We start from the raw sequence: 23,975 nt of genomic DNA, 5'->3' as shown, positions 1-23,975 counted from the left end.
GTTATCATACAGCTATAAGAAAAAAGAGCGTCAGCTCTGTGATCCTTTGATGATCACAGACTGACGCTCTTTTTTATCTCACAGTTACTTTTCGTAAACCACTGCTTCCAGCGGAGCAAGGATTCCCTTAGTACTTTCACCATTTGTTCCGATAAGCTGTTTTGCACCTTCCACACATGAAGGATCATAGGAAGCTTCCTCGAGAGAAAGATTTATGAGAATGGTTGCCTTTCCGGCTTCGCTTTCCCTGGTATAGGCAAAAATCTGCTCATGCTCACGAAATAACTCTGTGTAGTCTCCCGTCTCCAGCTCCGGATGTTCCTTTCGAAGCTCTGAAAGAGCAATGTACCAGTTAAGAACCGAATCCTTATCCTCCATCTCAGAGGCTACATTAAATTTTTCGTAATCATCATATACAGGAAGCCAGGGTGTACCCGTGGTGAAACCGGCATTTGATGAGCTGTCCCACTGCATGGGAGTACGGGAACTGTCTCTTGCAAGGTTGTGGACACCTTCCAGGGCTTCAGCCTCGGAATATCCCTCATCGATTGCAAACTTATAATGGTTTCTGGTCGAAATATCGTTATAATCATCTATAGAAGGCCATGCTACATTAACAAATCCAAGCTCCTCTCCCTCCATGATAAAAGGAGTACCTCTCATGGTGAGAACAAGAGTGGCGAGAGCTTTGGCTCCGGAAATCCTGTCGGCACCCTTCGGCAGGAAATGATTTATGGAACGGGGCTGATCATGATTTTCCAGAAACATGGGATACCATCCCCCGGTTTTCAAAGTATTTTCCTGACTGGAAGTGATCAGAGCCTTGAATTCCGGAAGCGTCCATTCCCGAGTAACGCACCAGTTCATTTCATCCTTCAGACTGATATTCATAAGACCGAACTCAAATACCATATCAAAGACCCCGGCAGGTCCAACCCAGTCAGGGAGATCACGGGCAGAAACACCATTGGCTTCTCCAACCGTAAAAATATCAGTACCGTTCTGAACCGCGTCTTTAAATTCATGGAGATAGTCCAGTATGCCATTTGTATTTGCTGTCATGGCATGAATGCCCACTGTACCATCATTGGCATCCGGAGTACCATCCAAAAATTTTTCAGGTTTCTTGATGTAGGTTATGGCGTCCAATCTGAAGCCTCCGACTCCCTTTTTTACCCAAAAGTCAGCGACATCTATCAGTGCCTTACGAACCTCCGGATTGGCCCAGTTAAGATCCGGCTGTTCGGGCAGGAATGTGTGAAGGTAGTACTGTCCTCTGTTCTCATCATAGGTCCAGGCCGATCCTCCAAAGATGCTTCGCCAGTTGGTAGGTGCACTTCCATCCTCTTTGGGATCCGCCCATATGTACCAGTCGCTCTTATCGCTGTCCTTTCCCGAACGGGACTCGGTAAACCAGGCATTCTCGTTGGAGGTATGATTAAACACCAGATCCATCACGATACGGATATCGCGTTTTCCCGCTTCTTCGATCAGTCTGTCCATATCCTCCATGGTACCGTAGGCCGGATCGATAGCATAGTAGTCTGCTATATCATAGCCATTGTCTGCCTGAGGTGACACATAACAGGGCGTAAGCCATATTGCCCCGACACCAAGCTTTTTAAGGTGGTCAAGCTCGGAAGTGATCCCATTCAGATCACCGATCCCGTCACCGTCAGAATCCTTAAAGCTCTTTACATAGATTTCATATGCGATTGTCTTCTGCCACCATTTAAAATCCTCCTGTTTGATTTCAGGATCATTCTCATTCTTCCTGACTTCTTCTGACATAGGTTTTGCTTCATCCTCTGATTTCTTATCCGATGACTCTGTCAATGCAGCCCCGGTACTGTCTTCATTATTAAGACCCCCACGACCGCACCCTCCTGAAAGCAATGCTCCGATCACCAGCAATGCAGTGCAATATAGTATCTTCTTCATATTCTTTTCTAATTCCACTTAAGTTCCTGTTTTCTTTGGTACATCAGCTTGTCGGCACGGCGGAAAACATCATCATATGTCCCGTCCACCCTCGGCCGATATAAAGCACAGCCAACGGCTATCACCGCTTTTCCTTCCAGCTTATTGCGGTGTACCTCATCATTAAAGTCCTTCAATATCATTTCACGATTGTCATAATCATCGCCCTTTAAAATAACAACAAACTCATCTCCGCCGATACGATATACCGGACTATGCTGAAAACATCTGCAGATCTGTGAACAGGCCTCCCTGATATACTTATCACCCATTTCATGACCCATGGTATCATTTACATACTTAAGATAATTCAGGTCAAATATCGCAACCCCGTACTGAGTCAGCTTTCCATCACGGACACCGTGCTCCAATTCGGCCACCGCCTCCGTGTATGCCGTTTTATTCTTTACACCTGTCAGCGCATCCTTATAGGCGATCCTTCTCATAGTTCCTATTTCCCTGGAACGCTCCTCTATCTTATCCCGATAGATAAAGGTATGGATAGTGCAGGTCGCCAGCAGGCATCCCACAGCATAAAAGGGCGTTAATGGATAAAAGATCTCCAGCAGAACAAAAAATGTCATTATGAATCCCGAAAAAGCAACGGTGCGATGTCGTTTTCTTTCAAATCCGTCTGAATGTAGGGCTACATACAGGGCATACACCGAGGAAAGCACAAAAAGCATGATCTGTGCCACCAATGCAAGATGCCTGCAGATCAATGGATGATAAATGTTGTTATCGTCAAAATAAAATGAGATTGGTTTGAAAAAGTTGATCACGAGAGTCAGCACCTGCGTAAGCATGATGAGCCAGCCACCGTAAAGCAGAAACCGTTTAAACAGATTCTCCCTGTTCAGATAAGTCACAACAAAATGGGTCCAATAGAATACAGATGCCGCCATAGTCAGAAAATACAAGGTGGTGTCGATAAATGCAAGCTTTGAGAGCCCTGCCTCATATAGTACTCCCCTGAAAATATCGGAAAAATAAAAGTACATTACAGCAAACAAAAACTGCCGATAGCGGCACTCTGCCTCGGTAAGAGTTCCTCTGGCATGCTGTTTCATATAATCAAAATTTATTATGAGATGCACAAAAATAGCAAGCATCCCTATCGTTGAATAACTCATATCTTCCCCCCACTAGCAGTATGATTATACACTTGTCGCATCTGATTTTCAAAAAAAACCTTATCTTTTCAGCACTATATAATATTCAACGGGTTTTATGCCGACTTTAGGGGCAAACAGATTTTTAAATTATAAAAATTTGAGATATAATCAGATACAGTTGAAGCAAAAATACGTTTTTCAGGTTTGAGACATACTATGAGCATGGAACAATATAACAATAAAATAGGCTACGATCATCTCACAGGTTTTCCTGATATGAAACGGTTCTTTGAGCTTGCAGAGGATTTCTTTGAGGATAATGCAGGCTGCGATATAGGCTCTGCCATGCTCTTCATGGATCTCTGCGGAATGAAGGCATTTAACCAGAGATATGGTTACACAGAAGGTGACAAGCTCATCAGAGAAGTTGCAAATCTTCTTGTGAAACACTTTGGTAAAGAAAGCTGTTGCCGTACTACTGCCGATCACTTTACTGTCTATACTTATTCAAAAGAGCTGGGGAACAGGCTCTGGGAGCTTGTTAAGGAATTCAGGAATATAAACAGTGGCAGGACATTACCAGTCAGAATAGGTGTATATGATTTCAAACTGGGGCGGGTTAAAGCGTCCACAGCTACAGACAGATCAAAAATAGCGAGTGATAGCTGCGGAAACATATTTGAATCTACCGTGCGCTTTTTTGACGCAAAAATGCTGAACAAGTTTGAGGATAGAAGCTATGTCTTTCAGAACCTGGAAACAGCTATGACGGATGGATGGATAAAGGTGTATTATCAGCCTATTATCAGAACCTCCAACGGCAGGGTATGCAACGAAGAGGCACTGGTAAGGTGGATAGATCCTGAAAAAGGTCATTTTGCGCCCAGGAAGATCATTTCCATATTGGATGAAGCTAAAATTGCGTATAAACTTGACCTGTTTGTTCTGGAGCAGGTACTGAAGAAATTAAAGAGACAGTCTGAGGAAGGCTTATATGTTGTTCCGAACTCCATAAATCTCTCGGGAACCGACTTTTATTCCTGCGATATCGTTGAGGAAATAAGGAAAAGGGTTGATAACTCGGGAGTTGACCATGGCAACATAATAATCGAAATAACAGAGCGTGTCATCCTTGATGATAAGGATTATATGATGGCACAGATAGAGCGATTCAGAAAGCATGGATTCTCGGTATGGCTGGATGATTTCGGCAAATCGAATTCTTCAACAAATATATTACAGCAAATTCATTTTGACGTTATCAAGCTTGACGAGAGCTTTATCAGTAAGATTGAAGAGAATGAGCGAAGTAAGATAATCATCACCGAACTTGTAAGACTTGCAAGCGGACTTGGCAGTGAGACTGTTGCCGAAGGTGTTGAGACATCGGAACAGGCTGAATTTCTTGACGAAATCGGATGTACAAGACTGCAGGGGTATTATTTCTGCGATGTATTGACTATTGAGCAGATTTTTAAAAGATATAAAGAAGGAAAACAGATTGGTTTTGAAAACCCAAAGGAGTCGGAGTACTATTCCGCACTGGGCAAGGTCAATCTTTACGACATGTCTTTTTCCTCATACGGAGAGCATGAAAAGCTTGGCAGTTACTTTAATACCATGCCAATGTTTATAATTGAGGTTTCTGATGATGGAACTAAGCTTGCCAGAGGCAATAAATCCTTCAGGGATTTTACAAATATCCATCACCCGGAAATGCTAAGTAAAAGGCTTATAACGAAGGCAGAGATCAAAGATAATATCGGATCTGATTTTCTAAATGCTATGGAGCAGTGCATCAGAGATGGAAAGCCGACCATAGTAGACGTAAGAGAAAGTGATAAAGGCGTAGCACACCTCTTCATAAGAAGGATAGCCATAAATCCTGAAACCGGTGTGGTTGCTCTGGCTATAGTGATCCTCAGTTATATTGATAATGACTTAGAGCTAAAGCACAAGGAAGCTCTTGAACGTATAGAGCAGGAGAGAAAGACCTACAGCAGGATAACTGCACTTTCAGGAAACTATATATGTATTTATTCTGCGGATCCGGAAACCGATCACTTTGTCCAGGTCGTATTGGACAAAAGATTCAATGATGTGGGACTTTCAGAAGAAGGTGATGATTTCTACAACCAGGTAAGAGAAAAAGGGAAAAAAATTGTTCATGTCGAAGATAAGGGCGTATTCATTTCGAGTTTTACCAAAGAAAACATACTGTATGAAATTGAAAGCAAGGGTGTCTTTTCTCTGAGAATCCGCATGATGTTTAATGGAGAGTCCAGGTTCATATGTATAAGAGCCGCAAAGATTGAGGAAGATGATGGTCCGCATATAATTGTGGGAATAATAGACGAGCATGAGCAGGTAAAAAAAGAAATGGAATATGCCCGAAAGCTGACTGCCGCAAAGAATATTGCAAATATTGATGCTCTTACCGGGGTTAAAAACAAGCATGCATATATCGAAGCTGAAGAGCAGCTGGATGAACGATTAAGAAATAATAAGGATCTGGAGTTTGCTTTGGCCGTATTTGACCTCAATGGACTTAAGAAGATCAATGATACATTCGGACATCAGGCCGGAGACAGATATATACGGGAAGGGTGCAGTCAGATATGTAAGGTTTTCCAGCACAGCCCGGTGTTCAGGATAGGTGGCGATGAATTTGTCGTGATTGCCATGAATCATGATTATCGCAATCTGGATGCACTTAGTGCAAAGTTTTCTGCATTGAATGAAAAGAATATGGAATACGGAGGTGTTGTGATCGCTATGGGAGTTGCAAGGTTTCATGGCGAAAGCAAAGTGTCGGAAGTATTTAAAAAAGCAGATGATTGCATGTACGAAAATAAGAAGTATCTTAAGGAATGTGAGTAATAGAACCAACCCGCTTGCACGATAGCATTAACAGACCATCGTGCAAGCGGGTTTTGATTCAACGGCGTCTTCTCTTTAATCATCACCGCTTGAGTCGAAGAATCACATCACCCACAAAGTATATAAGAGCTGATTTTCTTACCCTTTCCTTCGCACTATCGAGCTGGCATGCTACAGAAAAATTGCTGATCGCTTTATCCATATCTTCAAACGCACGCGCGGAAATACTATCGGGAACTGTAAGTTCTTCTACGGATGACCCGTGAAATGCCAGTGTATCATTAAGTCTGATGACTTCACCGATAAACAATTTATCTTCATCAGAATATTTTATATCTGCATGGTATCCATTATATTCCATTATATCGTCAGTCCTCCTTATACTCTCCGATTTCCTTTTATCCGTTAACAAGTTTCAAGAACTTCTTATCGTTCATCTGTTCATTCGTGACATACTCACCATCATGGAACAGAGCATAATTCGTGATCGGTGTCGGGGCATTCTGAGCTTCATACCTGCTCTCTATATGGATCGCCCGGAATGAGATACCATTCTCTTTTGCCGTCTGTTCCAATACCGGAACATACTTTGCATTGAAAGGACATTGGCTCGTGTAATACAAAACATAGCCCTTCTCTTCAATATGCGGATGCTTAGCGCAATCTCTGAACCGTGGTGTATCTGCCTTCTCTTCAAACGGCAAATACCAAAGCTGGATACCATTATCAGCTTCATCCGCAACGGAAAAGCCCTTATATTTCAGAAACTTCGGATCAGCCAGGAACGGCTTTTTCTTTGCAGCACACAATATGCACAGCCCATTTCTCCCCTTTTCTTTGCTATCCTCTATGCAAGCATTTAACAAATCTGAAGAATATCCATGTCCTTTGAAAGACCCGGACACCCACAGACAGTCAATGTACATATATCCATCCGCTTCAATCGGAACCCATGCGTTTTCCGCAGGGATATATTCAATAAAGCACTTGCCGCGCTCCACGCTCTTCAGGAAAACAAGTCCTTCATCAAACCGGTCAGCCAGCCATGCCTTCTTTGAAGATACCTGCACATCCTTATTGTTGGAAATCGCACAGCAAATGTGTTCCTTTTCCAGATTATCCTTTGTTACTCTGATGTATTCCATTGCAGTTCTCCTATCCCGGTATCTGTTCCGGTAACTTCAGCTTTTCCGCCAGATGAACCGAGATCATATTCTGGGCATCCCAGCTCGGATACAAGCCTTGCCCAATAAGACCTTGGTTGCCAATGATATAGTCCTTCATCTTCTTAAAAGTGCGTATAAGCGCCTTACTTTGTTTTGTAGCCAACTCACCTTTTAGAACGGTCATAAGCATATATAAACCCTGTTCGGTGAATACATGTGGGTTGTACCTGCTCTTTGAACTTATATTTGCGGTCGAAAATTTCGTCCGCAAAACTTGATGTCAAAGTTTTTGACCTCAAGTTTTTACATCCTAATCCGTCTCAAATGATCTTCAGTTAAACCCATCGAATTCGAGGGGTTTAACCCTTCTTACTTTTCTTTACCAGTTTTTCATACTCCATCTGATATGCAATCAACCGGGGGATGTATTCCGGTGGAGTACGCCGTCCCGATTCCCAGTCCTCTATTGTACGAACCGGGATACCGGTATGCTTTGAAAACTCTGTTCTATTCTCACCGACACTCTCACGAAATTCCCTTATTCTTTTTGCTATATCCATGATTTCACCTCCACGCACTGCCATAGTGCTAATATATCACATTTCCTCTCTCGGCAATGCGTGGAAGATAAAAATCTGCATATTTTTCATGAAACCGTCGTATCATTCGCCTCTTTACTTCGTCATCCGATTTGGAAGTACCTGACCTTCTCGGCTTCTGTGTTCCATCCGATGATGTTCCTGTAGCGTTTCCGGCTTCTGCCTTGATGCTCTCTATAGCATCCCTGCAAGCATCGGATCCCATCGCCGCAGCAATGATTCTCTCCATCTCGGCTTCCTCATAAAGCATATAATCGGGAAGGTTCTTCGTAAAAAGCTCACCTATCAGCAGTTTTAATGACTTCTCCCTTTCACGCTGCTGCCTTTCATCTTTCTTGATCTGCTCCCGGAGTTTCTGCTCATATTTGGCTCTCTGCTCTTCGAATCTTAAGCGTTCCTTACTTTTGGAATTCTGTTCCTGTACGGAGATCTCCATTCTCAGCAATGAGATAGCAGGCATACCGAGTGAGCATATAATCATCAACTTCTCGATTACCGCCTTTACCGATTTTTATCATTTTGCTGACATCAGCAAAATGATCCATTACAGTTATCCCATTGTTTTCACAAGAAGTCTTTGCCTTTTCTATGGTCTTCTCAAAATTTCTCCATTGAGCATATTCAAGCAGTTCCATCAACTCTCTTGCATACCAGAATTCATATACCTATCTGATATTTTAAAAAACAATCTTGATTCCATTCGGCTCAATGATTTTTTGAGCGAGTTCTCTACATAAAATCGGAATTTTATCATTTACTCTAAAATCATAATCTGTAATCCCCATTATCACGATATTTTCAGATATACCTTGGGAAAGAAGATTTACAATTTCATCTTCTGATAACCCTACACCTTCTTGGAACATATGTTGTATGAGCTTTGGAGTGCTGAATAGGATAATTCTTGAGCCTCGATATTCTTGATTAGTTCTTCTCATTACAGAATCTATTTTACTGGCTGCACCCTTATCATCAGTAAGCACACACAGCTTTCCGTCCGGTACTCCCGGCAAATAGGATAAAATGTGCGCACATATTGAAATTAGTTCCTCTCCGAGATTATCTTCATGCTCTTTATTGCTTCTCACCGCAGAAAAGAATCTTTGATATAAATCAGAAGCTTTGAGATTTTTCCCCTCGACTACCTCGGAATTGAGTTTATCATTCATTTTAAGAGTTTCCGTAATAGTGCTTGTAGGGCTTTTCGCCATACGTACTGCCCACATTAGATACTCATTTACTCTTTCAATCGTAGAAAAACAATCCGAAAGGATGCTGTATGAATATTCCTCGTCGAAGATAACTACACTCACTCCGGAGTTTTTCAGTTTGTTTATATATTCAATAAACTGCCGATTCAAGACGTTGTTGTCTCCGGATAGTTCCATCAGTATACATCTTGTCAAAAAGATTGCTATTCCCCGGTTCTCAAAATACCGGATCAATATACTCTTTTCATTTTCCCTCAAGTTCGAATGCCTTTGAAACGAACATGCATCATAAAAAAGCACCTTTTCAGCTTTGAAGAATACACTTTTAATCTCATCTATATCTGCAACAACAGATTCTTTTATTTCACTATAGTTGTCAGGGGTTTCCGCATATGTTGATGCCATATTCTACTCCCCCTTAATCTTTGCATATAGTTCTCGCATGTTTTTAAGCGCTTTACAGACTGTTCTCTCATTAATATATTTATCTTCAATGAATTCCCTTCCAAACCTGCCAACAAGAGCTTCAATATGAATATAATCATCACGCAAAGAGGGCTCCATAATACTTTCATCCAACCACAATTCTGTTAATTGCTGCTTTACCCCTGCTCTATCAATGCTAAACAATACATCCAGTTCTGCATTTCCCTTAATCAGGCCCAATTCCAGGCATCTTATCAATACCGCCATATACGGTACCTGATAGTAAGACATTAATCTAACGATTGTACCGATTTCATCTCCCCCTGATTCGTCTTTGAATTTAGAATACATTCTTCTGAAACTAACTTCAGGCATCAGGAGCATTCCGGCAAAGAGATTTGCAGCATATTCTCCCTCATGCTCGTAGTAATGGTCATCAACAAATTCGACTTTTGAGACAAACTCCTCAGATCCAAAAAAGACATGATAAATCTCATGTGCTATAGCGAAGTTAACGTTCACTTTTGGCAATGATGTATTAAGTACAACATACCCCAGCCCATCTCCTCTATAACACAAAGCCCCTATTTCATCATCAGCAAAAGGTATTTCAAAAACAAGGTATCCTTTTTTCTGAAATGAAGATCTGACAATCTGCAAGATATTAAGCAGGTCACTATCATATTCGATCCCGGCAAAAGAGCAGAACCGCTTCACCTTAGAATCAATTTCTTCACGATCCGATTCACTGTATGAAATTATCTTTCGCAAACGTTCAACATTCATACCTTATCCTCTTGCTATGTGCTCAAACCGGCTTTTGGCGCTCAACACTTCATCAATATTCTCCATCAGTTCCATTAGCTGATTAGCAATTTGTTCCTGCTTTTCAGATGGTTCTCCGGCATAGAACGCAATTTTATTCGCTGATACAGTTCCTATTTGCGGGATATAGATTGTGTCTACCAAAAAGAACTCAACGGTTTTTCCTAAACCACGAGCAATTTTTTCCATATCTGTGCCGCTTTCCTCCTGAGCACCGGTTAATATGCGTGATATTTTATTCTTATCAATCCCTGTAATCATGCTAAGGTATGTCTGCTTAATCTTCATCTCTGACAAATATTTATTTACATTATTGATAAACTTAGTCATGACACTCGCTCCTTTCGGTCTGTATCAAATCATGAATCGTACTGTCCTCAATTAAAATTATACTCCTCCGCAAAAATAGCGCAAGTATTATATCTCATATTTTGAGATTTTTAAAGAATGATTTTAAATCACCCACTATTACCACACTTCCTTTCAACTAATATTCTCATTTTTTGCTATTAGCCCAAGAACAAACATACATTCTACTGAATAAAAAATGGCCTCCCATCGCAAAACACCTCATTCCTCTGATTAGAAGAGTAGGAAGGCAAAACTTCCGGATCTTGCACAACGGTAAAAATAACAATGGTTAAAAGAATCATACTTTATTCTATAGAAGCGAATGTTCTGGTGACGACCTTAACCTCGTCCTTGCCATCTTCAATATCCTCAAGCATCCTTAGGAAGTCAGGTCGGCCGGCAATATTCTTACCGGAGTGTCCCTCATCAGAATACTCTCCTACAATCTGCATTTCCTCATAGGCTGCATAACGCTTCAGTTTATCCTTTTGAGCATCCAGGCTGTATCCATCTACCTGCATGGCCGTAGATACGCGAGTATAAATATAGCATTTAGTCTTCTTCATAATATTCCTTTCAATTTTTCTTGACTGATCAGAAAAATCCCTTTATTATCCTTAATAAGGAAATGGGTTTTCACCGGGTAGGGCTTATGCCTGACAGGACTTGCTCGTTTCTTTTTTTATTTCTAAAACACCATATAGGTATTTCTTCCCACTTGAAGCATGTCTTATAAGCAAACGACCTTTAAATATATTGTATCGAACCACTTCCCCATCCTCATTAAATATCGGAACAGCAAATCTAGTCTCATATCGGTACCAACCATTCTTTGCATCTCTGCCGTGCATAGCCTTTCGGTTATTCTCAAAAATACCGTTTGTAGCAATCTCAATCCATCGCCGCCCGCTGCTCATCCTTGGCAAATTCCTCAAGCTCCGGCGGAAGATAAAGCTTTTCCCCGGCTCTGGCAATAACCTTGGCCTCCGCCCATATCTGAGCCACGATATCATCATCCAGCTCCCACGCCTTGTATTTGCCCCGTCCCATTCCGGCAGGTTCTTAAAGAAATCCCTGATCGTATGGTATGAACGGTCATCCACGACCTTCGCAACGGCGATACTGTAATTCCTCTGTGAAAATGTTCCGTACTTCTCATCCACATAACAGATCAGCTGAGCATCATCGGCATACCGTTGTCCATATCCAGCGTCAGCATGGAACGACAAATAACATGGCCGACCTTCCGCCTCCCATCTTTCAGATGGCCTGCGACATAACCGCCCACGTCCTTAATGGCATCACGCCTTGCCTTCGTCATCTTCCTGTACTCTTCCACGGTCTCCGTGGTGTACTGCGTGGTGCTTACCCTCTTGCAGAAATCCTCCCAGGATATCTCGTTGTTTTTCCCCCCGGATTTCTTTTTTTAATTTCTATTTTTCCCTTGACTTTAAACTATAGCGGCACTATAATACGTCTTTACAGAAGCGCCGAAAAGGATGAAAAAATGCTGGGTTTTTCAGCAGAATTGTGTATAATATAGATAGAGGAACATGAGGTCTCTCAACTGAAATGTTCTTTCGCACTTGCAAAAGTGTTTTTTGGTCGACGAGGCCATATAAGAAAGGATAATTTGACCGACGAGGTCACTCTGGTTAGCCAGAGTAGGGTATGGTTAGCGCCGTACCCTTATTTTTTTCCTATAACACTAAGGAGAATTCCTATATTGAAAGAGTATCTTAAGGCACAAAGCAAAACAAATGAGATTATCGTCGGGAATACGATCAGTTCCGAAAGAAAATATTATCCCCAACCTCTACGGTAACCGTTGAATACAAAGAACTACCATGCAAAAGTTGGGGGTAATCTTAATGCTACTTCAGACCACAGAGCCGCGCCATTTCATCTTCATCGCCTTCCCATAAGGGTTTTTCAGCTGCATCGGTCGGCATATCAACCTTATTCATTGCCTCGCGCATCTGATCCATAGACGGGAGTGCGTAGATTTTGGTGGTTTCAATACTGGAGTGACCGAGTATCTTGGAAATCATGATGGAATCTACACCATCTCTGTATAAATGTGTGGCTCTCTCGGCGCGAAACAGGTGCGGTTATACATGTTTAGGAATGTCAGGGCATTCTTTTCTGGCTTCATCGGCATATTTCTGGAGAATCCTTTCTACTGTGCTCATAGAAACGGAACCAACTTTGCCTTTGATCACAGTATAGAACAGGTAATCTTCGGGGCGGCATCCGTCAGCATGATAAATGGACATATACCGTTTCAAATGCGCTGCGGTTTTTTCGCTGATTGCAACGGAACGTTCTTTGTTCCCTTTCCCATGGATGTGGATCGATAGCGTTTTTAAATCCACGTCATTGATCCGCAATCCGGTGAGTTCACTTACTCTTACAGCGGAATCATATAGAAGAAGATCATACCTTAATCCAATAAGATCAGCTCTTTCGTTTCCAAAGCGGCTATCATGAAGCCATAGCCGTGCCTTGTCATCATCCAAAGATGCCACTAAGGATTTTTCATAATGCTTTGTATACCAAGAAGCCGAAAAAAGTGTTCCAAGCAGTCCTTTCTTCTTATTATCTATAGCCTGTGCGTCAGCACCGAACTTCGGTATGCTAATCAGTCCATTAGAAGATATATGGCCAAATTTCTTCAGGATATTTATAAGCGTTTCCTTTTCTGGATAAAGATTATGGGTATATTTCATCTGTTGTTCCGTTCGGGTTTGTATGATACAAAGCGGGGAATATACAGGGAAGGAACACACGTGCTACTCCCTCATCTACATCTCTTCCTCAACCATATGATAATCGTTTCTTCGAAACGTACGGGTGTAACAACAAAATCATAAAGGAGGCATTCCATCATGCAGTGCAGATACAGAATCGGAGAAACCTATTGGGCATCTAATCCCAGAGCAGGACACAACAAACAGAGTTGTGGCGTCCTTATCGGATGGACTGCCGATTGCAAAGCAATTCTTCAAAACAAACGCTGGGGCAACATCTATGCCACCATTAAAAATCTTGACGAACACAACGGAAAGGAAATCCATCATGATAACAGAAGGTATGATTGTTAGATACTCATCTGAATGGTGTTCCCCTGGTGAACGCAAGTATTTGCATGTGGTTAAAGAAAACCGCCTTAATCCCGTAACCAATCAAATGACCAGATGGCTCATTCAAACCATTAACATGGAAAATATGACATTTCAGCCCACTTCCGTTGTCGAAGACTATATGATTGAACCTACTGGCTTCAACATCCATGATTATGCCTCGGTACAGAAATAAATTCTGTATCGGGGTATCTTTTTTTATTATTTGGCAAAACCCGTCTCCGTTCCGATTGAGATGCAGCTGCAAGAGCAGCGCATCTCTCTTCACTGACGTCTTTTGCCTTTTTCTCTACACCTAACTACAAACTATTTCATTGCCATTTCAAATGCCTCAGAGAAAACATCATCATCAAGCGGCACACGCCTTTCTTTCTTCAACTTAAAACATGTTTCCTGGTATTTCTTTGACCGACGTGCTTTACTTTTTATCTTATCGCTCTTTGGAAAATCCTTTGAAAACTGTTTAAACGCAATCCTCCAATATTTGCTCATTTCAAAGATGGAATCATACACCTCAAACAACTCTTCATCTGTAAAAACAGACGTATCTTTGTTCTTTAAATAAAGATGTAAACCTTTTTCAAACTCACGCCAGTCATCCTCACGGATTTTTTCACTCTTGTTTTTTATCCATTGGAAGATACGCTCATCCTCTCGATTTCCAACTCTATCGAGCAAGTCCTGCCATTGTCTTGCTGACAATTTCTGTACAACGTTTAAGTCCTGTTGTGACAACACATAACATTGTTCATAAAAACTACGTGTAACAGAATTTGCACCTTCATCACGAATTCGTGTTTCCTGTGTTGCAAACGTTTTGATTTCATCCCAAAAACGTCTACGCTCTGCGACGGAAATATTATATTTCATCAGAAGTTCACCAAGGAACTTCCCAAGATAATACCTATACAACACAGTCTTCCCATAGGTTTCTTCAAGGTCAGACTCTATCTGAGGAATCTCTTCTTTCAGAGCATTTAGGATTTCATCAATCGTAGCAATTTCTTTTGCAGTAAGAAGACCCTTATATATAAGATGACCATCCTTATCCAGTGATACCACATGATTCATATCCAGCCCTCCCTTACTTCAGGCTCTCGTAGTAGACACTCTCGATCTTTTGCAATACCTTATCAGTTGCTTCCTGTGGCTCAAGGTCTGCAAACCCGTCTCCGAACACATCATACTTGCCTTCGTCAAGATAAAGCAGAACATACTGCTTCATCATCTGTTCACGTAGATAATCATGCTGAACGTCTGGATAGTCAGACAGATTCAAATACGCCGCATGTCCTATGTTAAGCGTAATTGTCCTACCGTTTCCTGGCGTCCGCCATGCACGCTCATATCTATCGGCAGCATTAGCAAGTTCAATATCAAACGAATCACTCTTGCCGTTTTTCTCATCCGTATTCAGGAAAATCTTAAAGTAATAAAAAGTAATCTTATCACCCTTTTCATAAATCGGATCATCTTCGTTTGCAATTAGTCTTGCTCTCAGTTCTACTGTACCTTCAGAAAGATATGGTTCATATGTTGCCTGGTCAAAAACAATCTCTTCAACATACGGCGTTATCACGTCTTCAAACGGAGGAATCTCTCCCGTAAGCGAAACTACATCTACAATCTTAGGACAGGTCTTATCACTTGCGTTATGAACACTCACATTCAGCCGATAATTCAACGTGTGATTCCGTTTGTTCTCAATCTTCCAGCAAACCTTTCGAACTGCTTCACCAAAGTTTACACGGCGACTTCCCTGAACAGGGAAGAGGCACTCATGCAACGTCAGTCCAACCGTTTCACGTGTATTATCAGGTTTATCAATATCAAAGAAATACGGCAGTATCTTTGTCTTTTCTTTCCCACTGCCGACAACCTTTACAGAAAGCACAATCCGGTTCTCTGCAAACTGTCGTGAATTGTCCTTCGTCACCTTATGGACAAAATCCATGCGGTGTACAGTATTAGAATGAACCGTCACTTTGCCAGCATCAATCTGAGAAAGAACTGAACCATTCTCCGGATCTACTACAGAAAGTTTGTAATCGAATCTCTTATCTGCTGCATATGAACTCTTAATTCGAACAGAAAACGAAATCTCATCACCTGCAGTTACTCTCTCTGTATCCTGTTCAGGATAGCGAATATCCTGCCATCGAATATCGAAATCAGCCTTTTGGGGACCTTTACCAAGGTCTTCAAAATGCAGTTTATCAAACAAATCCTGAAGTTCCTCAGCAATAGACTTCAGTTCATCTTTCAGTTTTTTGTCTTCGCTTTCCTTATCTTTTATGAAGTCCCATTCGACCATATTCGCATGGAATTTACTATTACAGTAATTCTTCATGTTCTGATAAGTGATAGTCTTCTTCTTTCCTTTGCTTACACCAAAGTGAACCTTATCCTCAATATCAGAAAGTTCATCTTCCCAGAGTTCGTCTACTTCGATATAGCCCCAATACTTTCCTTCAACCTTCTTGGGAACGTCTTTGATGTCAATCTCACCAATCTTCATTCCCTTACGATAGTACGAAATCCCTGACCACCTATTGGAACCATCTTCAAAGACATACAGGCCAAAATGCTTCACTTTATGCCCTGCTGAATAGACTTCTGGATTCTGTAATTCAAATGCTCTTGGCGTAGTTTTGATATCAGTTGGTATTGTAACGGAAACACCGTTCACAGTAATTGCAGAATCATCTGTTAACCGCTGAATAATAAGCCACCATGACTCTTGAATGAACGGAATGATGCTTCCATCCTGAATAGAATCTGACAATTCTGCTTTCGGTGATATTATAATCACCCTCGTACCTACGGTATTCTTTGCAGGCATTCCAGTCTTTTCGAAGATAAACTGTCGGGCTTCATCGCCCTCCAACGCTATCTCCATGACCTGGCCCTTATTATTCACATTAGCGACATATTTTCCGTCTTCACGCAAAGAATCAAAATAATAAGTGTAATCTTCTGATGCAACAGAATAAACGCTTTTTCCTGCACCATACAGACCACCACCAGTTGTGTTTCCACCTGAATTGAAAAGCGATGTAAAACGTGCAAGGCGTTCCTCTGGCGGAAGCACTTTGCCATCAGCCATCATCTGATTAACCACTGTACCTGGGATATTATTTCCTGTCAGACCAACAGTTCCAGAATCTTCGACTACTACAAAATTGCCACAAGCATTCTGCTTGTAAGAAATGTCACACCGCCAATTCTTCCACTTGTTGGTCTTTCTTGCACCAACAGCATTCTGTATAGCATCCTTTTGGAAGCCGTTCGTAAAGGTTACACCAGCATCCGTATAAGCCCCGAGAATCCAGTCAACACTATTCTTATAATTCTGCGGTATCGGCATCATATTCATATTGCTCTGCCTCCTTTATTCAAGAGTAAACCGAGTACTTTTTCTTGTCTCCGATTTACTGAATTTCTTTTTTGCCTCCCTGACCTCTGCCTCAATCGCAGAAAAAATCTTATCAACATCCTGTTGTGTGTAATCATACGCACTCGAATTAGAGCAATTGCCCAATAATTGAAGCATATCGATAATCTTGTTCGTCCTGGCTTCTGCCAATCTTACGAACCTCTCACGTTTTGTCTCTTGTTCTTTCGCCATGACATCGGCCTCCTTTTGCTAATATTCTGAGAATAATATAGCAGTTCAATCGTGTTCTGTCAATAATATACGCCATATATTGCGTCACATTTTTCAAATATTATATTAAATATTTCTTTGAAAAGGCACATGTTACGAATATGAGAAAAATAAAAGCACGCCTTGATACAACCTTAGTTGAAATCAAAGCGTGTAATATTTTAAAAATATTTTTCAATTATTGTGATTCTTCGCATCCAGTACTGCTTCCTTAATCGTCTTCACACAGTCTTCCAGATGCTTATTTATCTCCGCATCCCAGAACCGCAGTACAGTCCAGCCCTCGGCTTTCAGTTGTTTATCAACTTCGTCATCACGAGCCATATTACGTCTGATCTTCGTATCCCAATACTCATGATTGGTATCCACAGGCTTCTTCGTATCGAAGTTTCTTCCATGCCAGAACGAACCGTCACAGAACACAGCAATCCGATATTTCGTGATAACTATATCAGGTTTTCCGACCAACTTCTTATAGTTCTTCCGATAGCGGATACCCTCATGCCAGAGTGCCGTTCTCAGTTTCACTTCAATAGACGTATCCTTCGACCTGATATGCTGCATGTTTCTTCTGCGCTGTTCAGGAATCATATCATCAGCCATATGTCAGTCCTTTTTGCCATACGGAACTGTAGGCTCTGCAACCATCCCAAGGCTCTGAGACTGGAAATCATATTGGAACGCCTTGCTCTTCGGCTGTAAGTCAGACAATTGAATCTCACGATTCACGCTGAATATATCTTTCAAGAATTTATGGTCATAGCCTTTATCCGCATAATCCTGAGCCAGATTGATAAAAATATCAACAGGCATAGCAGAACCACTCACTCCCGTATCCCTCGTGATTGTTGCCAACTGACTATTGATATTGCTTCCAAAGGAACCTGCAATATACGTAAAGAAAGCCAGTGGCTGTTCAGTCTGACCATAGGTCTTATAATTCGGGATATAAACATCTTCCATGACCCGTTTGTGGTCGCCACTGATGCTGTATCCATTCTTGTATGCCTTATTATCAATAATCCCGCAATAGCCAGCATCTGTCGATTCTACAAACACATCCGGTGTGTTCCCAATCGGACCGACATGTTCAGCCCTCATTCGGAATATCTTTCGGAACATCTCACAAGTGGCAGTCTCAAAATCCCTGGCCCCTGCTGTGCCCATATGAGCAAGTTCCTTGTAACATAAGAAGAAATCGTCGATATTTCCATGCGGATAGTTCTGAATAAGGAACCGTTCCACCGTCTTTTCATCCACACCTGTATTGTGAGACACATGCTCCACAATATCAGGAGTAATGCCTGTAATCGGTGTTTTCAATGCCAACAGAACATATTCACGCCTGATACGCGCTTCATTCAACTCTTTCTGCGAAAGAGCATTCTCACGGTCAAAGTTACGCAAATCCTTCGCTACTTTGCCCCTGCCGTATTTACGCTGATAGTTCTCGGTCAGTTCAGGATGAGGAATAAAAGTAGGAGAGGCTTCTATAAAAGCATCTACCTCGGCTTCCTTGCCTTGACGCACACTGATAGTCTTAAAGCCTCTATCAATATATTGAGTAAGGTTGATATAATTGAAGAACGTATTGGCTATATTGCTATAGGTTTTCGTGTCCGTATCGTAAACAAAATCATCGGTAACATTCTGCCTGTATCGGATTATACGTAAAACGATATCCTCAAACACAGCATCAGAATCTGAAACGGCTCTGTGTATCACGATACCGTACATTTCTTCCATACTCAGTGTGTTTTCCAAACGCTCATCTCGGAGTAGACGGAACATGAACTGGAAAGGATGAACCTTTATGCTATGGTCAACACTACCGGAACCTGACCATACAGCCGCTGATGGATACTGATACCTCTGCAGTTGCAGACGCATCGCATCCACAAAAGAAATATTTCCCTTTACCAGTTCTTCGCCAATTAGTGTCAAACGACATTTCTTGTTCTCATCCTCAAGAAATACAAGGCCAAGGTCTTTCATCTGCTTAAACAGCGTCCTTGTCCCGCCACCACCTTGGCCAGCACGTCTCGCTCGAAGAGAACCGTGCTCGGTAATTTCTCTACCACCAAGAATATCTTCAAAATCAAGTTGGAGTTCGTGATTCCATACTCTACCGACACAGACATCACTATAGGCAACAAGTGCCTGAAGTATCGTTGTCAGTTGCCGTTTCTGTCTCGATACGAACCAGTGCATATATGCCATGATTGTCTCCTCCAATCATATTGCTTTTTATGACATGCTCGGCTCCACAGACGGATATTCAATCCCAGCAAAGGTATTCAGAATGGCTCTGAAGATAATCTCAGCCCCCTTTGGAGGAACCGCCATTCCAATCTGCTTTCTGACAGATGAATACTTCCCGATAAACTCGAAGTCATCTGGGAAGGTCTGAATCCTCGCACGCTCTCTATTTGTCAATTCACGCTGTTCATCTGACCAGTGATACATAAATGTGCCTCCACCGCCAGCAGCTGTCACCGTGTAAGACGGCTTTGAGGGGTCAAGTTTCCTATATATCTGACTAATCTTCGTCCTCGTCTTTATCATCAACTCTGGCGGAAGATTCTCTACCTGCCAGATATTCTGTCCTGGCTTGATGTAAGAGAGGCGGAGCCTCACCTTGTCCTGCAACTTGCGAATCTCATTATTCGGAGCATCAGCGGGAATGTTTGCAAGAGCAGTACCCGCAGAAATATCACAGTTCTTATAAGGTTCTGGCGACGGAACCTTGAATTTTATACCCTGAGCATCCAGGTCATTACGGATACCGACAATGATTATCCTATGTCTTGTCTGCGGTACTCCGTATTCCTCGAACTTGTACATGTTCGTCACCAGCGTATAACCTGCGTTCGCAAGGTCATCCAGAATAATCTTAAAGTGACTACCGTCACCAGCAGAACGAATACCAGACACGTTCTCGGCAAGGAACCACTTAGGCTGATAGTATTTCAGCACTTCTACACCATATGTGTAGAGCTGGCCGAACTTATCGTTTTCTAAGCCCTGATGTTCTCCAACATTGGAGAAACTATTGCAGGGAAAGCCATAAGCAAAAGCATCTATCGGTCCAAGAGATGGTATATCCAACTCACGGACATCGCTGCAATAAACGGAAGATCCATCGCCATGACAGATGTTTTTCGTGTACGTTTCACAAGTGTCTGGGTCAAAATCATTTGCCCACACATGGACAATGGATTTTTCTCCATCATCGCTAACTGCATTGTGTGCTCCGCACGCAATTCCGCCTGGGCCACAAAACAGTTCACCCAGTCTAAATACTTCTTTTGACATTACATTTCCTCCTTGGCTTATACGTGTTCCCAACGTTCACAGCGGAGAATGCCGCCGACATTCACACAATCATTATGGACAGTCAATTCTTCGCAGGCTTTTCCTGCTCCAAATGCTCTTTTAACCACTCACGTAAAAGAGCAGATACAGTTGTATCCTTATCAAGTGCCAACTGTTTTAATGCTTTCCGTTCCTCTCTTGTTACCGTAAGAGTTAAATTAACCATATTTCTTTCTTCTGCCATAATTATACCTCACATTCACCTGTGTACTTGTGTGCATGTGTAAGTTATAACACAGATACACAGGAAAATCAATGCGTCTATTTTTAATTTTTTATAAACCAAAACCACCCACCACCCCCTCTCTCCATTACCTGTAACCCTGACATCCAGAATACCCATTTCATGTGTCTCTCGTTTACGCTATTGCATTTTAGAGCCTCAACAGGCAGTCCTGTACCCTTAAATTCAATTTGAACAAAATAAACGCTCCGACAGGAAATCCCATCGGAGCAATTTACTTATTCTATCATCCTAAATTGTCTCAACGCCTCTTCAATCATCTTCTCTTTCTCGACAGGTACAACTGGCTGTTTGGCATTTGGGGATTTAGGCTTATTGTAGTTCTCACGCTTGTCCAATCCATGTTTGCCTTTCACCTGGGCAATATACAGGGATGAAACCTTTGTGTGATATTTTCCTCTATCCATTGCTTCAGTTCTGCGTATGTCGCCGACGGTGACAGGTGCGGAACGATTTCCTCATCCGTTGGTTCATACGTCACGCTGACCATCTTCCTGCCCTCGATTTTTTCCCGACACAGCAGGACACACGTCTCGACGTCGTTTCCTTGGGGTAAAATCAACTATTTGAGCAGGAAAACCATATAATATGGCAATGTCAATTTCTCGCCCACCTGTCCGACATTGTTTGCACTCAACTTAATACGCCTATTAACGCCATACTGATCCTTGTTCTTTAAAACCGTATTGGCTGATTTTGCATTTCCGTTTGTCGCTTTTATTTCTACAAGCGTAACTTCCGCATCTAAGGGTGTTATAAAATCAATTTCCAGTCCACTTTCTTTATGAAAATAGAACAGTGACCTTCCGCTTTTTGAAAAAGCATCCGCTACAATATTTTCATATATAGCGCCTTTATACATCCCAAGTTCTCCGCTAAGGATCCTGCCCGCACTATACCCTCCTCGAGCATGGTAACAAACAAGCCGGTATTGAGTCAAAAACGCGATTTATTCTCCCAAGCAAAGTAAAATCCGTTTCTTCTTTTTCATTTTCATCCAGGTGTTTACCGAAATCGTCCTTGAATTCTTCCAGAATATCTCTCTGTTCTTTCAGTACAACATTCATATCATTTGTCGAAAGCACTTTGTTTTTGACTCCAGAGTGACTTTATCAGGCACTTTTTCACTCAAATATGTTACAGTATATATGGAGGAATCAGTCATGAACAAAAAAACTATAATGTCTATGCCAATAACCTGCTTCTGGGCAGTCATCGCCACATGTTTTTTGGGAATTGTAATAGGTTCTTTTCGTGATTTTGAAATCAATGTCGCTTTGGCTAATAAAACCGAGCTGGGCTCTTTTTTTGCCACCTATGGTTCTTACTTCTCTTACTGTCTATATCCTGCAGCAGGAGCCTGCCTATACTCAGGGTTTAGAAAAAAAGGGGAACGATATCGTCTGCTGTCCCGGACTCTTCTTGTCCTTGGCTGGTTTATGGCGGTATATTATTCCAACAATTATAACGGAAAGGATGTCCGCTCTCTGTTTGGATACACAGCCGGGGAGTCATCTGCAGCACTGTCTGTTATAAGCTGGTTTTTCTGGGCGGTTCTGTATAGCTGGGTTCCATTTGTTGTGATCCGATTGGTTGATGACAATAATCCAGATAAGCTGATTGCGGTGGGCGCATCTATCCTGATTGCAGGAATTGCCGCAGATAATATAAACCTTTGGCTTAAACAGGTGGCTTCCCGCCCGCGGTACAAGTATCTTATCACCCTAGATGATCCAAGGGCGGAATTCCGCAACTGGTGGCAGATGGTTCCAAATCTGGCAGGCAGCGATGACAGCTTTAAGAGTTGGCCCAGTGGTAATATGACCATTGCAAGCATGATGTTTGCACTGCCAATGTTAACGGATGTTATGAAAAAGAGAAGCATTAGAAAAAACAAGATAGCGTTTTCGCTATCCTGTGTGTTTGTGGTTATCTACGGCTATAACCGGATCCATATGACCAATCATTTTTTGTCAGATGTTTGTTTTGGAGTATTGATAACATATCTGATCTACTCGATCATCAGCACCGCATTTCTGAGTAGCCAGAGAGAATAGATCTGGCGGGGCTCGCCAGAACAACAGCGTTCTCTTAACGAAAACTTCTTTCTCTGTCGTTTTCGTTAAGAGAGCAACAGTCTCGATGTCGTTTTCTATGAACAACAAAAAATCATTTCTGCGTTGACATTCTAAAGATTACGTAGTAACATACATTCAAAGAAGCGAAGTTTTCTACCGTACAGTTTTTACTCAAGCGGCGTGCTCGTTTCTTTTTTTATTTGCACAATATCATACAGAAATAATTTACCATTCGCATCACATCGAACCAGCATTCTTGCTCTGAAAATATTGTATCTCTCAATTTCACCAACTTCACTATAAACCGGAATTCCAAACCTTGTATCATATCGATACCATCCGTTTTTTGCTTTATTACCATGACGGTTGCCATAGTCCGGAAATTCTGCCTTCTTATCTGAAATTTGGATTAATTCACCAATTGCAGTTATCACATTAGCCTTTGCCTTCTCATTTGCACCTCTAATAGCTTTTGTATATTTTGAATGTGTAAACTCATCCGGAAAATCTGATCCTATATATACCTTTTCTGCAGTTTCGGCAATCTCATAGTATTCCCCGATATAGTGCATTAATATCTGTTCTATGTCATCCCAATTAATCGATCTTCTTGACTTAAATAAAATATCATTAATCAAGACTATTTTGTTCCCGTCCGGATCAGTAACAATGTCAATCTTTTTTTTTGCTTTTTTTTCCAGCAAAAATCCCCTCAGATTTTATCTGATATGCCAACATCCTCGGGATATATTCCGGAGGAGTTCTGCGCCCTGCTTCCCAGTCTTCCAATGTACGAACAGGGATGCCTGTATGTTCTGAAAACTCCTTACGTGACATCCCTGTGCTTTCTCTCAGCTCTTTTACTGATTTTGCTATATCCATATCGTCACCTCGCATTGCGTGTTTATGGTTTAA

The 23,975-nt window shown here is 41.8% G+C and carries 27 protein-coding genes and 3 pseudogenes; 4 read left to right on the top strand and 26 right to left on the bottom strand.

From position 1 onward, the window contains the following. Nucleotides 1–84 precede the first annotated feature (84 nt). Both G625_RS0115465 and G625_RS0115460 read right to left on the bottom strand, forming a co-directional pair. The gene (locus G625_RS0115465) at nucleotides 85–1,959 is read right to left on the bottom strand and encodes a glycoside hydrolase family 13 protein (RefSeq protein ID WP_198014922.1); all 1,875 of its coding nucleotides are present in this window, start codon (nucleotides 1,957–1,959) and stop codon (nucleotides 85–87) included. Continuing rightward, the gene (locus G625_RS0115460; protein WP_029201816.1) at nucleotides 1,950–3,113 is read right to left on the bottom strand and encodes a GGDEF domain-containing protein; all 1,164 of its coding nucleotides are present in this window, start codon (nucleotides 3,111–3,113) and stop codon (nucleotides 1,950–1,952) included. The genes G625_RS0115465 and G625_RS0115460 overlap by 10 nt, the downstream gene beginning before the upstream one ends. A gap of 198 nt (nucleotides 3,114–3,311) precedes the next feature. Between G625_RS0115460 and G625_RS0115455 the strand changes: the two genes are divergently transcribed. Beyond that, complete coding sequence (locus G625_RS0115455) at nucleotides 3,312–5,975, top strand: sensor domain-containing diguanylate cyclase (protein WP_029201815.1); 2,664 nt, start codon at nucleotides 3,312–3,314, stop codon at nucleotides 5,973–5,975. A gap of 82 nt (nucleotides 5,976–6,057) precedes the next feature. On the opposite strand, the gene G625_RS21605 is transcribed toward G625_RS0115455, so the two are convergent. The 13 genes and pseudogenes from G625_RS21605 to G625_RS21600 all read right to left on the bottom strand — a co-directional run bounded on the left by G625_RS21605 (nucleotide 6,058) and on the right by G625_RS21600 (nucleotide 13,282). Further along, nucleotides 6,058–6,336 carry a hypothetical protein gene (locus tag G625_RS21605; protein ID WP_049895946.1) on the bottom strand — a complete coding sequence of 93 codons (279 nt, stop codon included), beginning with the start codon at nucleotides 6,334–6,336 and terminating at the stop codon, nucleotides 6,058–6,060. Nucleotides 6,337–6,373: 37 nt separating this feature from the next. After that, nucleotides 6,374–7,120: an N-acetyltransferase gene (locus G625_RS0115445; RefSeq protein ID WP_029201814.1), complete on the bottom strand. Its 747-nt coding sequence runs from the start codon at nucleotides 7,118–7,120 to the stop codon at nucleotides 6,374–6,376. Nucleotides 7,121–7,130: 10 nt separating this feature from the next. Next, nucleotides 7,131–7,226, bottom strand: a complete 96-nt coding sequence (locus G625_RS23665; protein WP_442852572.1) for a GNAT family N-acetyltransferase — start codon at nucleotides 7,224–7,226, stop codon at nucleotides 7,131–7,133. Beyond that, a pseudogene (locus G625_RS23100) lies at nucleotides 7,218–7,412 on the bottom strand (ORF6N domain-containing protein); the annotation flags it as partial. The pseudogene G625_RS23100 and the gene G625_RS23665, both read right to left, overlap by 9 nt. Before the next feature lie 88 nt (nucleotides 7,413–7,500). Continuing rightward, nucleotides 7,501–7,701: a helix-turn-helix domain-containing protein gene (locus G625_RS0115435; protein ID WP_029201812.1), complete on the bottom strand. Its 201-nt coding sequence runs from the start codon at nucleotides 7,699–7,701 to the stop codon at nucleotides 7,501–7,503. Between the two features lie 28 nt (nucleotides 7,702–7,729). Further along, nucleotides 7,730–8,176, bottom strand: a complete 447-nt coding sequence (locus G625_RS0115430; protein WP_029201811.1) for a hypothetical protein — start codon at nucleotides 8,174–8,176, stop codon at nucleotides 7,730–7,732. Continuing rightward, entirely contained in the window at nucleotides 8,139–8,375 is a 237-nt protein-coding gene (locus G625_RS0115425; RefSeq protein WP_029201810.1) for a BRO family protein, read from the bottom strand. Before G625_RS0115425 ends, G625_RS0115430 begins: the two co-directional genes overlap by 38 nt. Nucleotides 8,376–8,417: 42 nt before the next feature. Beyond that, entirely contained in the window at nucleotides 8,418–9,356 is a 939-nt protein-coding gene (locus tag G625_RS0115420) for a hypothetical protein (RefSeq protein WP_029201809.1), read from the bottom strand. Nucleotides 9,357–9,359: 3 nt separating this feature from the next. Next, the gene (locus G625_RS0115415; RefSeq protein ID WP_029201808.1) at nucleotides 9,360–10,163 is read right to left on the bottom strand and encodes an ImmA/IrrE family metallo-endopeptidase; all 804 of its coding nucleotides are present in this window, start codon (nucleotides 10,161–10,163) and stop codon (nucleotides 9,360–9,362) included. A 3-nt stretch (nucleotides 10,164–10,166) separates the two neighbouring features. Next, the gene (locus tag G625_RS0115410; protein WP_029201807.1) at nucleotides 10,167–10,532 is read right to left on the bottom strand and encodes a helix-turn-helix domain-containing protein; all 366 of its coding nucleotides are present in this window, start codon (nucleotides 10,530–10,532) and stop codon (nucleotides 10,167–10,169) included. A 353-nt stretch (nucleotides 10,533–10,885) separates the two neighbouring features. After that, a pseudogene (locus G625_RS0115405) lies at nucleotides 10,886–11,119 on the bottom strand (recombinase family protein); the annotation flags it as partial. A gap of 325 nt (nucleotides 11,120–11,444) precedes the next feature. Beyond that, the gene (locus tag G625_RS22810) at nucleotides 11,445–11,603 is read right to left on the bottom strand and encodes a hypothetical protein (RefSeq protein ID WP_198014921.1); all 159 of its coding nucleotides are present in this window, start codon (nucleotides 11,601–11,603) and stop codon (nucleotides 11,445–11,447) included. 824 nt (nucleotides 11,604–12,427) lie between these two features. Beyond that, nucleotides 12,428–13,282: pseudogene (locus tag G625_RS21600) on the bottom strand (tyrosine-type recombinase/integrase). 159 nt (nucleotides 13,283–13,441) lie between these two features. On the opposite strand from G625_RS21600, the gene G625_RS0115380 reads away from it, so the two are divergent. Further along, nucleotides 13,442–13,657, top strand: a complete 216-nt coding sequence (locus G625_RS0115380; RefSeq protein WP_029201805.1) for a hypothetical protein — start codon at nucleotides 13,442–13,444, stop codon at nucleotides 13,655–13,657. Beyond that, entirely contained in the window at nucleotides 13,632–13,871 is a 240-nt protein-coding gene (locus G625_RS22805; RefSeq protein ID WP_029201804.1) for a hypothetical protein, read from the top strand. Before G625_RS0115380 ends, G625_RS22805 begins: the two co-directional genes overlap by 26 nt. A gap of 131 nt (nucleotides 13,872–14,002) precedes the next feature. Here G625_RS22805 and G625_RS0115370 read toward each other — a convergent pair whose 3' ends face one another. The 9 genes from G625_RS0115370 to G625_RS0115330 all read right to left on the bottom strand — a co-directional run bounded on the left by G625_RS0115370 (nucleotide 14,003) and on the right by G625_RS0115330 (nucleotide 21,922). Next, nucleotides 14,003–14,758 (bottom strand): hypothetical protein, encoded by a 756-nt coding sequence (locus G625_RS0115370; RefSeq protein WP_198014920.1) that lies wholly within the window; start codon nucleotides 14,756–14,758, stop codon nucleotides 14,003–14,005. A gap of 22 nt (nucleotides 14,759–14,780) precedes the next feature. Further along, nucleotides 14,781–17,072, bottom strand: a complete 2,292-nt coding sequence (locus G625_RS0115365) for a hypothetical protein (RefSeq protein WP_029201802.1) — start codon at nucleotides 17,070–17,072, stop codon at nucleotides 14,781–14,783. A gap of 15 nt (nucleotides 17,073–17,087) precedes the next feature. Then, the gene (locus G625_RS0115360; RefSeq protein ID WP_029201801.1) at nucleotides 17,088–17,324 is read right to left on the bottom strand and encodes a hypothetical protein; all 237 of its coding nucleotides are present in this window, start codon (nucleotides 17,322–17,324) and stop codon (nucleotides 17,088–17,090) included. A gap of 213 nt (nucleotides 17,325–17,537) precedes the next feature. Then, nucleotides 17,538–17,966: a very short patch repair endonuclease gene (locus tag G625_RS0115355; protein ID WP_029201800.1), complete on the bottom strand. Its 429-nt coding sequence runs from the start codon at nucleotides 17,964–17,966 to the stop codon at nucleotides 17,538–17,540. 3 nt (nucleotides 17,967–17,969) lie between these two features. After that, nucleotides 17,970–19,583, bottom strand: a complete 1,614-nt coding sequence (locus tag G625_RS0115350) for a restriction endonuclease FokI C-terminal domain-containing protein (protein ID WP_029201799.1) — start codon at nucleotides 19,581–19,583, stop codon at nucleotides 17,970–17,972. A 27-nt stretch (nucleotides 19,584–19,610) separates the two neighbouring features. After that, entirely contained in the window at nucleotides 19,611–20,678 is a 1,068-nt protein-coding gene (locus G625_RS0115345; protein ID WP_029201798.1) for a DNA cytosine methyltransferase, read from the bottom strand. A gap of 82 nt (nucleotides 20,679–20,760) precedes the next feature. Further along, nucleotides 20,761–20,922, bottom strand: a complete 162-nt coding sequence (locus G625_RS22585) for a hypothetical protein (RefSeq protein ID WP_156885156.1) — start codon at nucleotides 20,920–20,922, stop codon at nucleotides 20,761–20,763. A 278-nt stretch (nucleotides 20,923–21,200) separates the two neighbouring features. Beyond that, a complete protein-coding gene (locus G625_RS20355; RefSeq protein WP_049895943.1) occupies nucleotides 21,201–21,389 on the bottom strand; it encodes a hypothetical protein in 189 nt (62 codons plus the stop codon). Between the two features lie 155 nt (nucleotides 21,390–21,544). Beyond that, nucleotides 21,545–21,922, bottom strand: coding sequence for a DUF4143 domain-containing protein (locus G625_RS0115330; protein ID WP_256377650.1), 378 nt, complete (start codon nucleotides 21,920–21,922; stop codon nucleotides 21,545–21,547). Between the two features lie 223 nt (nucleotides 21,923–22,145). Here G625_RS0115330 and G625_RS0115320 point away from each other — a divergent pair, with 223 nt between their 5' ends. Continuing rightward, nucleotides 22,146–23,039: a phosphatase PAP2 family protein gene (locus G625_RS0115320; protein ID WP_029201794.1), complete on the top strand. Its 894-nt coding sequence runs from the start codon at nucleotides 22,146–22,148 to the stop codon at nucleotides 23,037–23,039. Nucleotides 23,040–23,227: 188 nt separating this feature from the next. On the opposite strand, the gene G625_RS0115315 is transcribed toward G625_RS0115320, so the two are convergent. Both G625_RS0115315 and G625_RS0115310 read right to left on the bottom strand, forming a co-directional pair. Further along, nucleotides 23,228–23,764, bottom strand: a complete 537-nt coding sequence (locus G625_RS0115315) for a hypothetical protein (protein WP_029201793.1) — start codon at nucleotides 23,762–23,764, stop codon at nucleotides 23,228–23,230. After that, complete coding sequence (locus G625_RS0115310) at nucleotides 23,733–23,942, bottom strand: helix-turn-helix domain-containing protein (protein ID WP_029201792.1); 210 nt, start codon at nucleotides 23,940–23,942, stop codon at nucleotides 23,733–23,735. The genes G625_RS0115315 and G625_RS0115310 overlap by 32 nt, the downstream gene beginning before the upstream one ends. Between the last annotated feature and the right edge of the window lie 33 nt (nucleotides 23,943–23,975).

Origin of the sequence: Oribacterium sp. NK2B42 (assembly GCF_000424445.1) — a bacterium.
In the GTDB taxonomy this organism is placed as follows: Bacteria; Bacillota; Clostridia; order Lachnospirales; family Lachnospiraceae; genus Oribacterium.
This window is presented reverse-complemented; position numbering and strand designations above follow the sequence as displayed.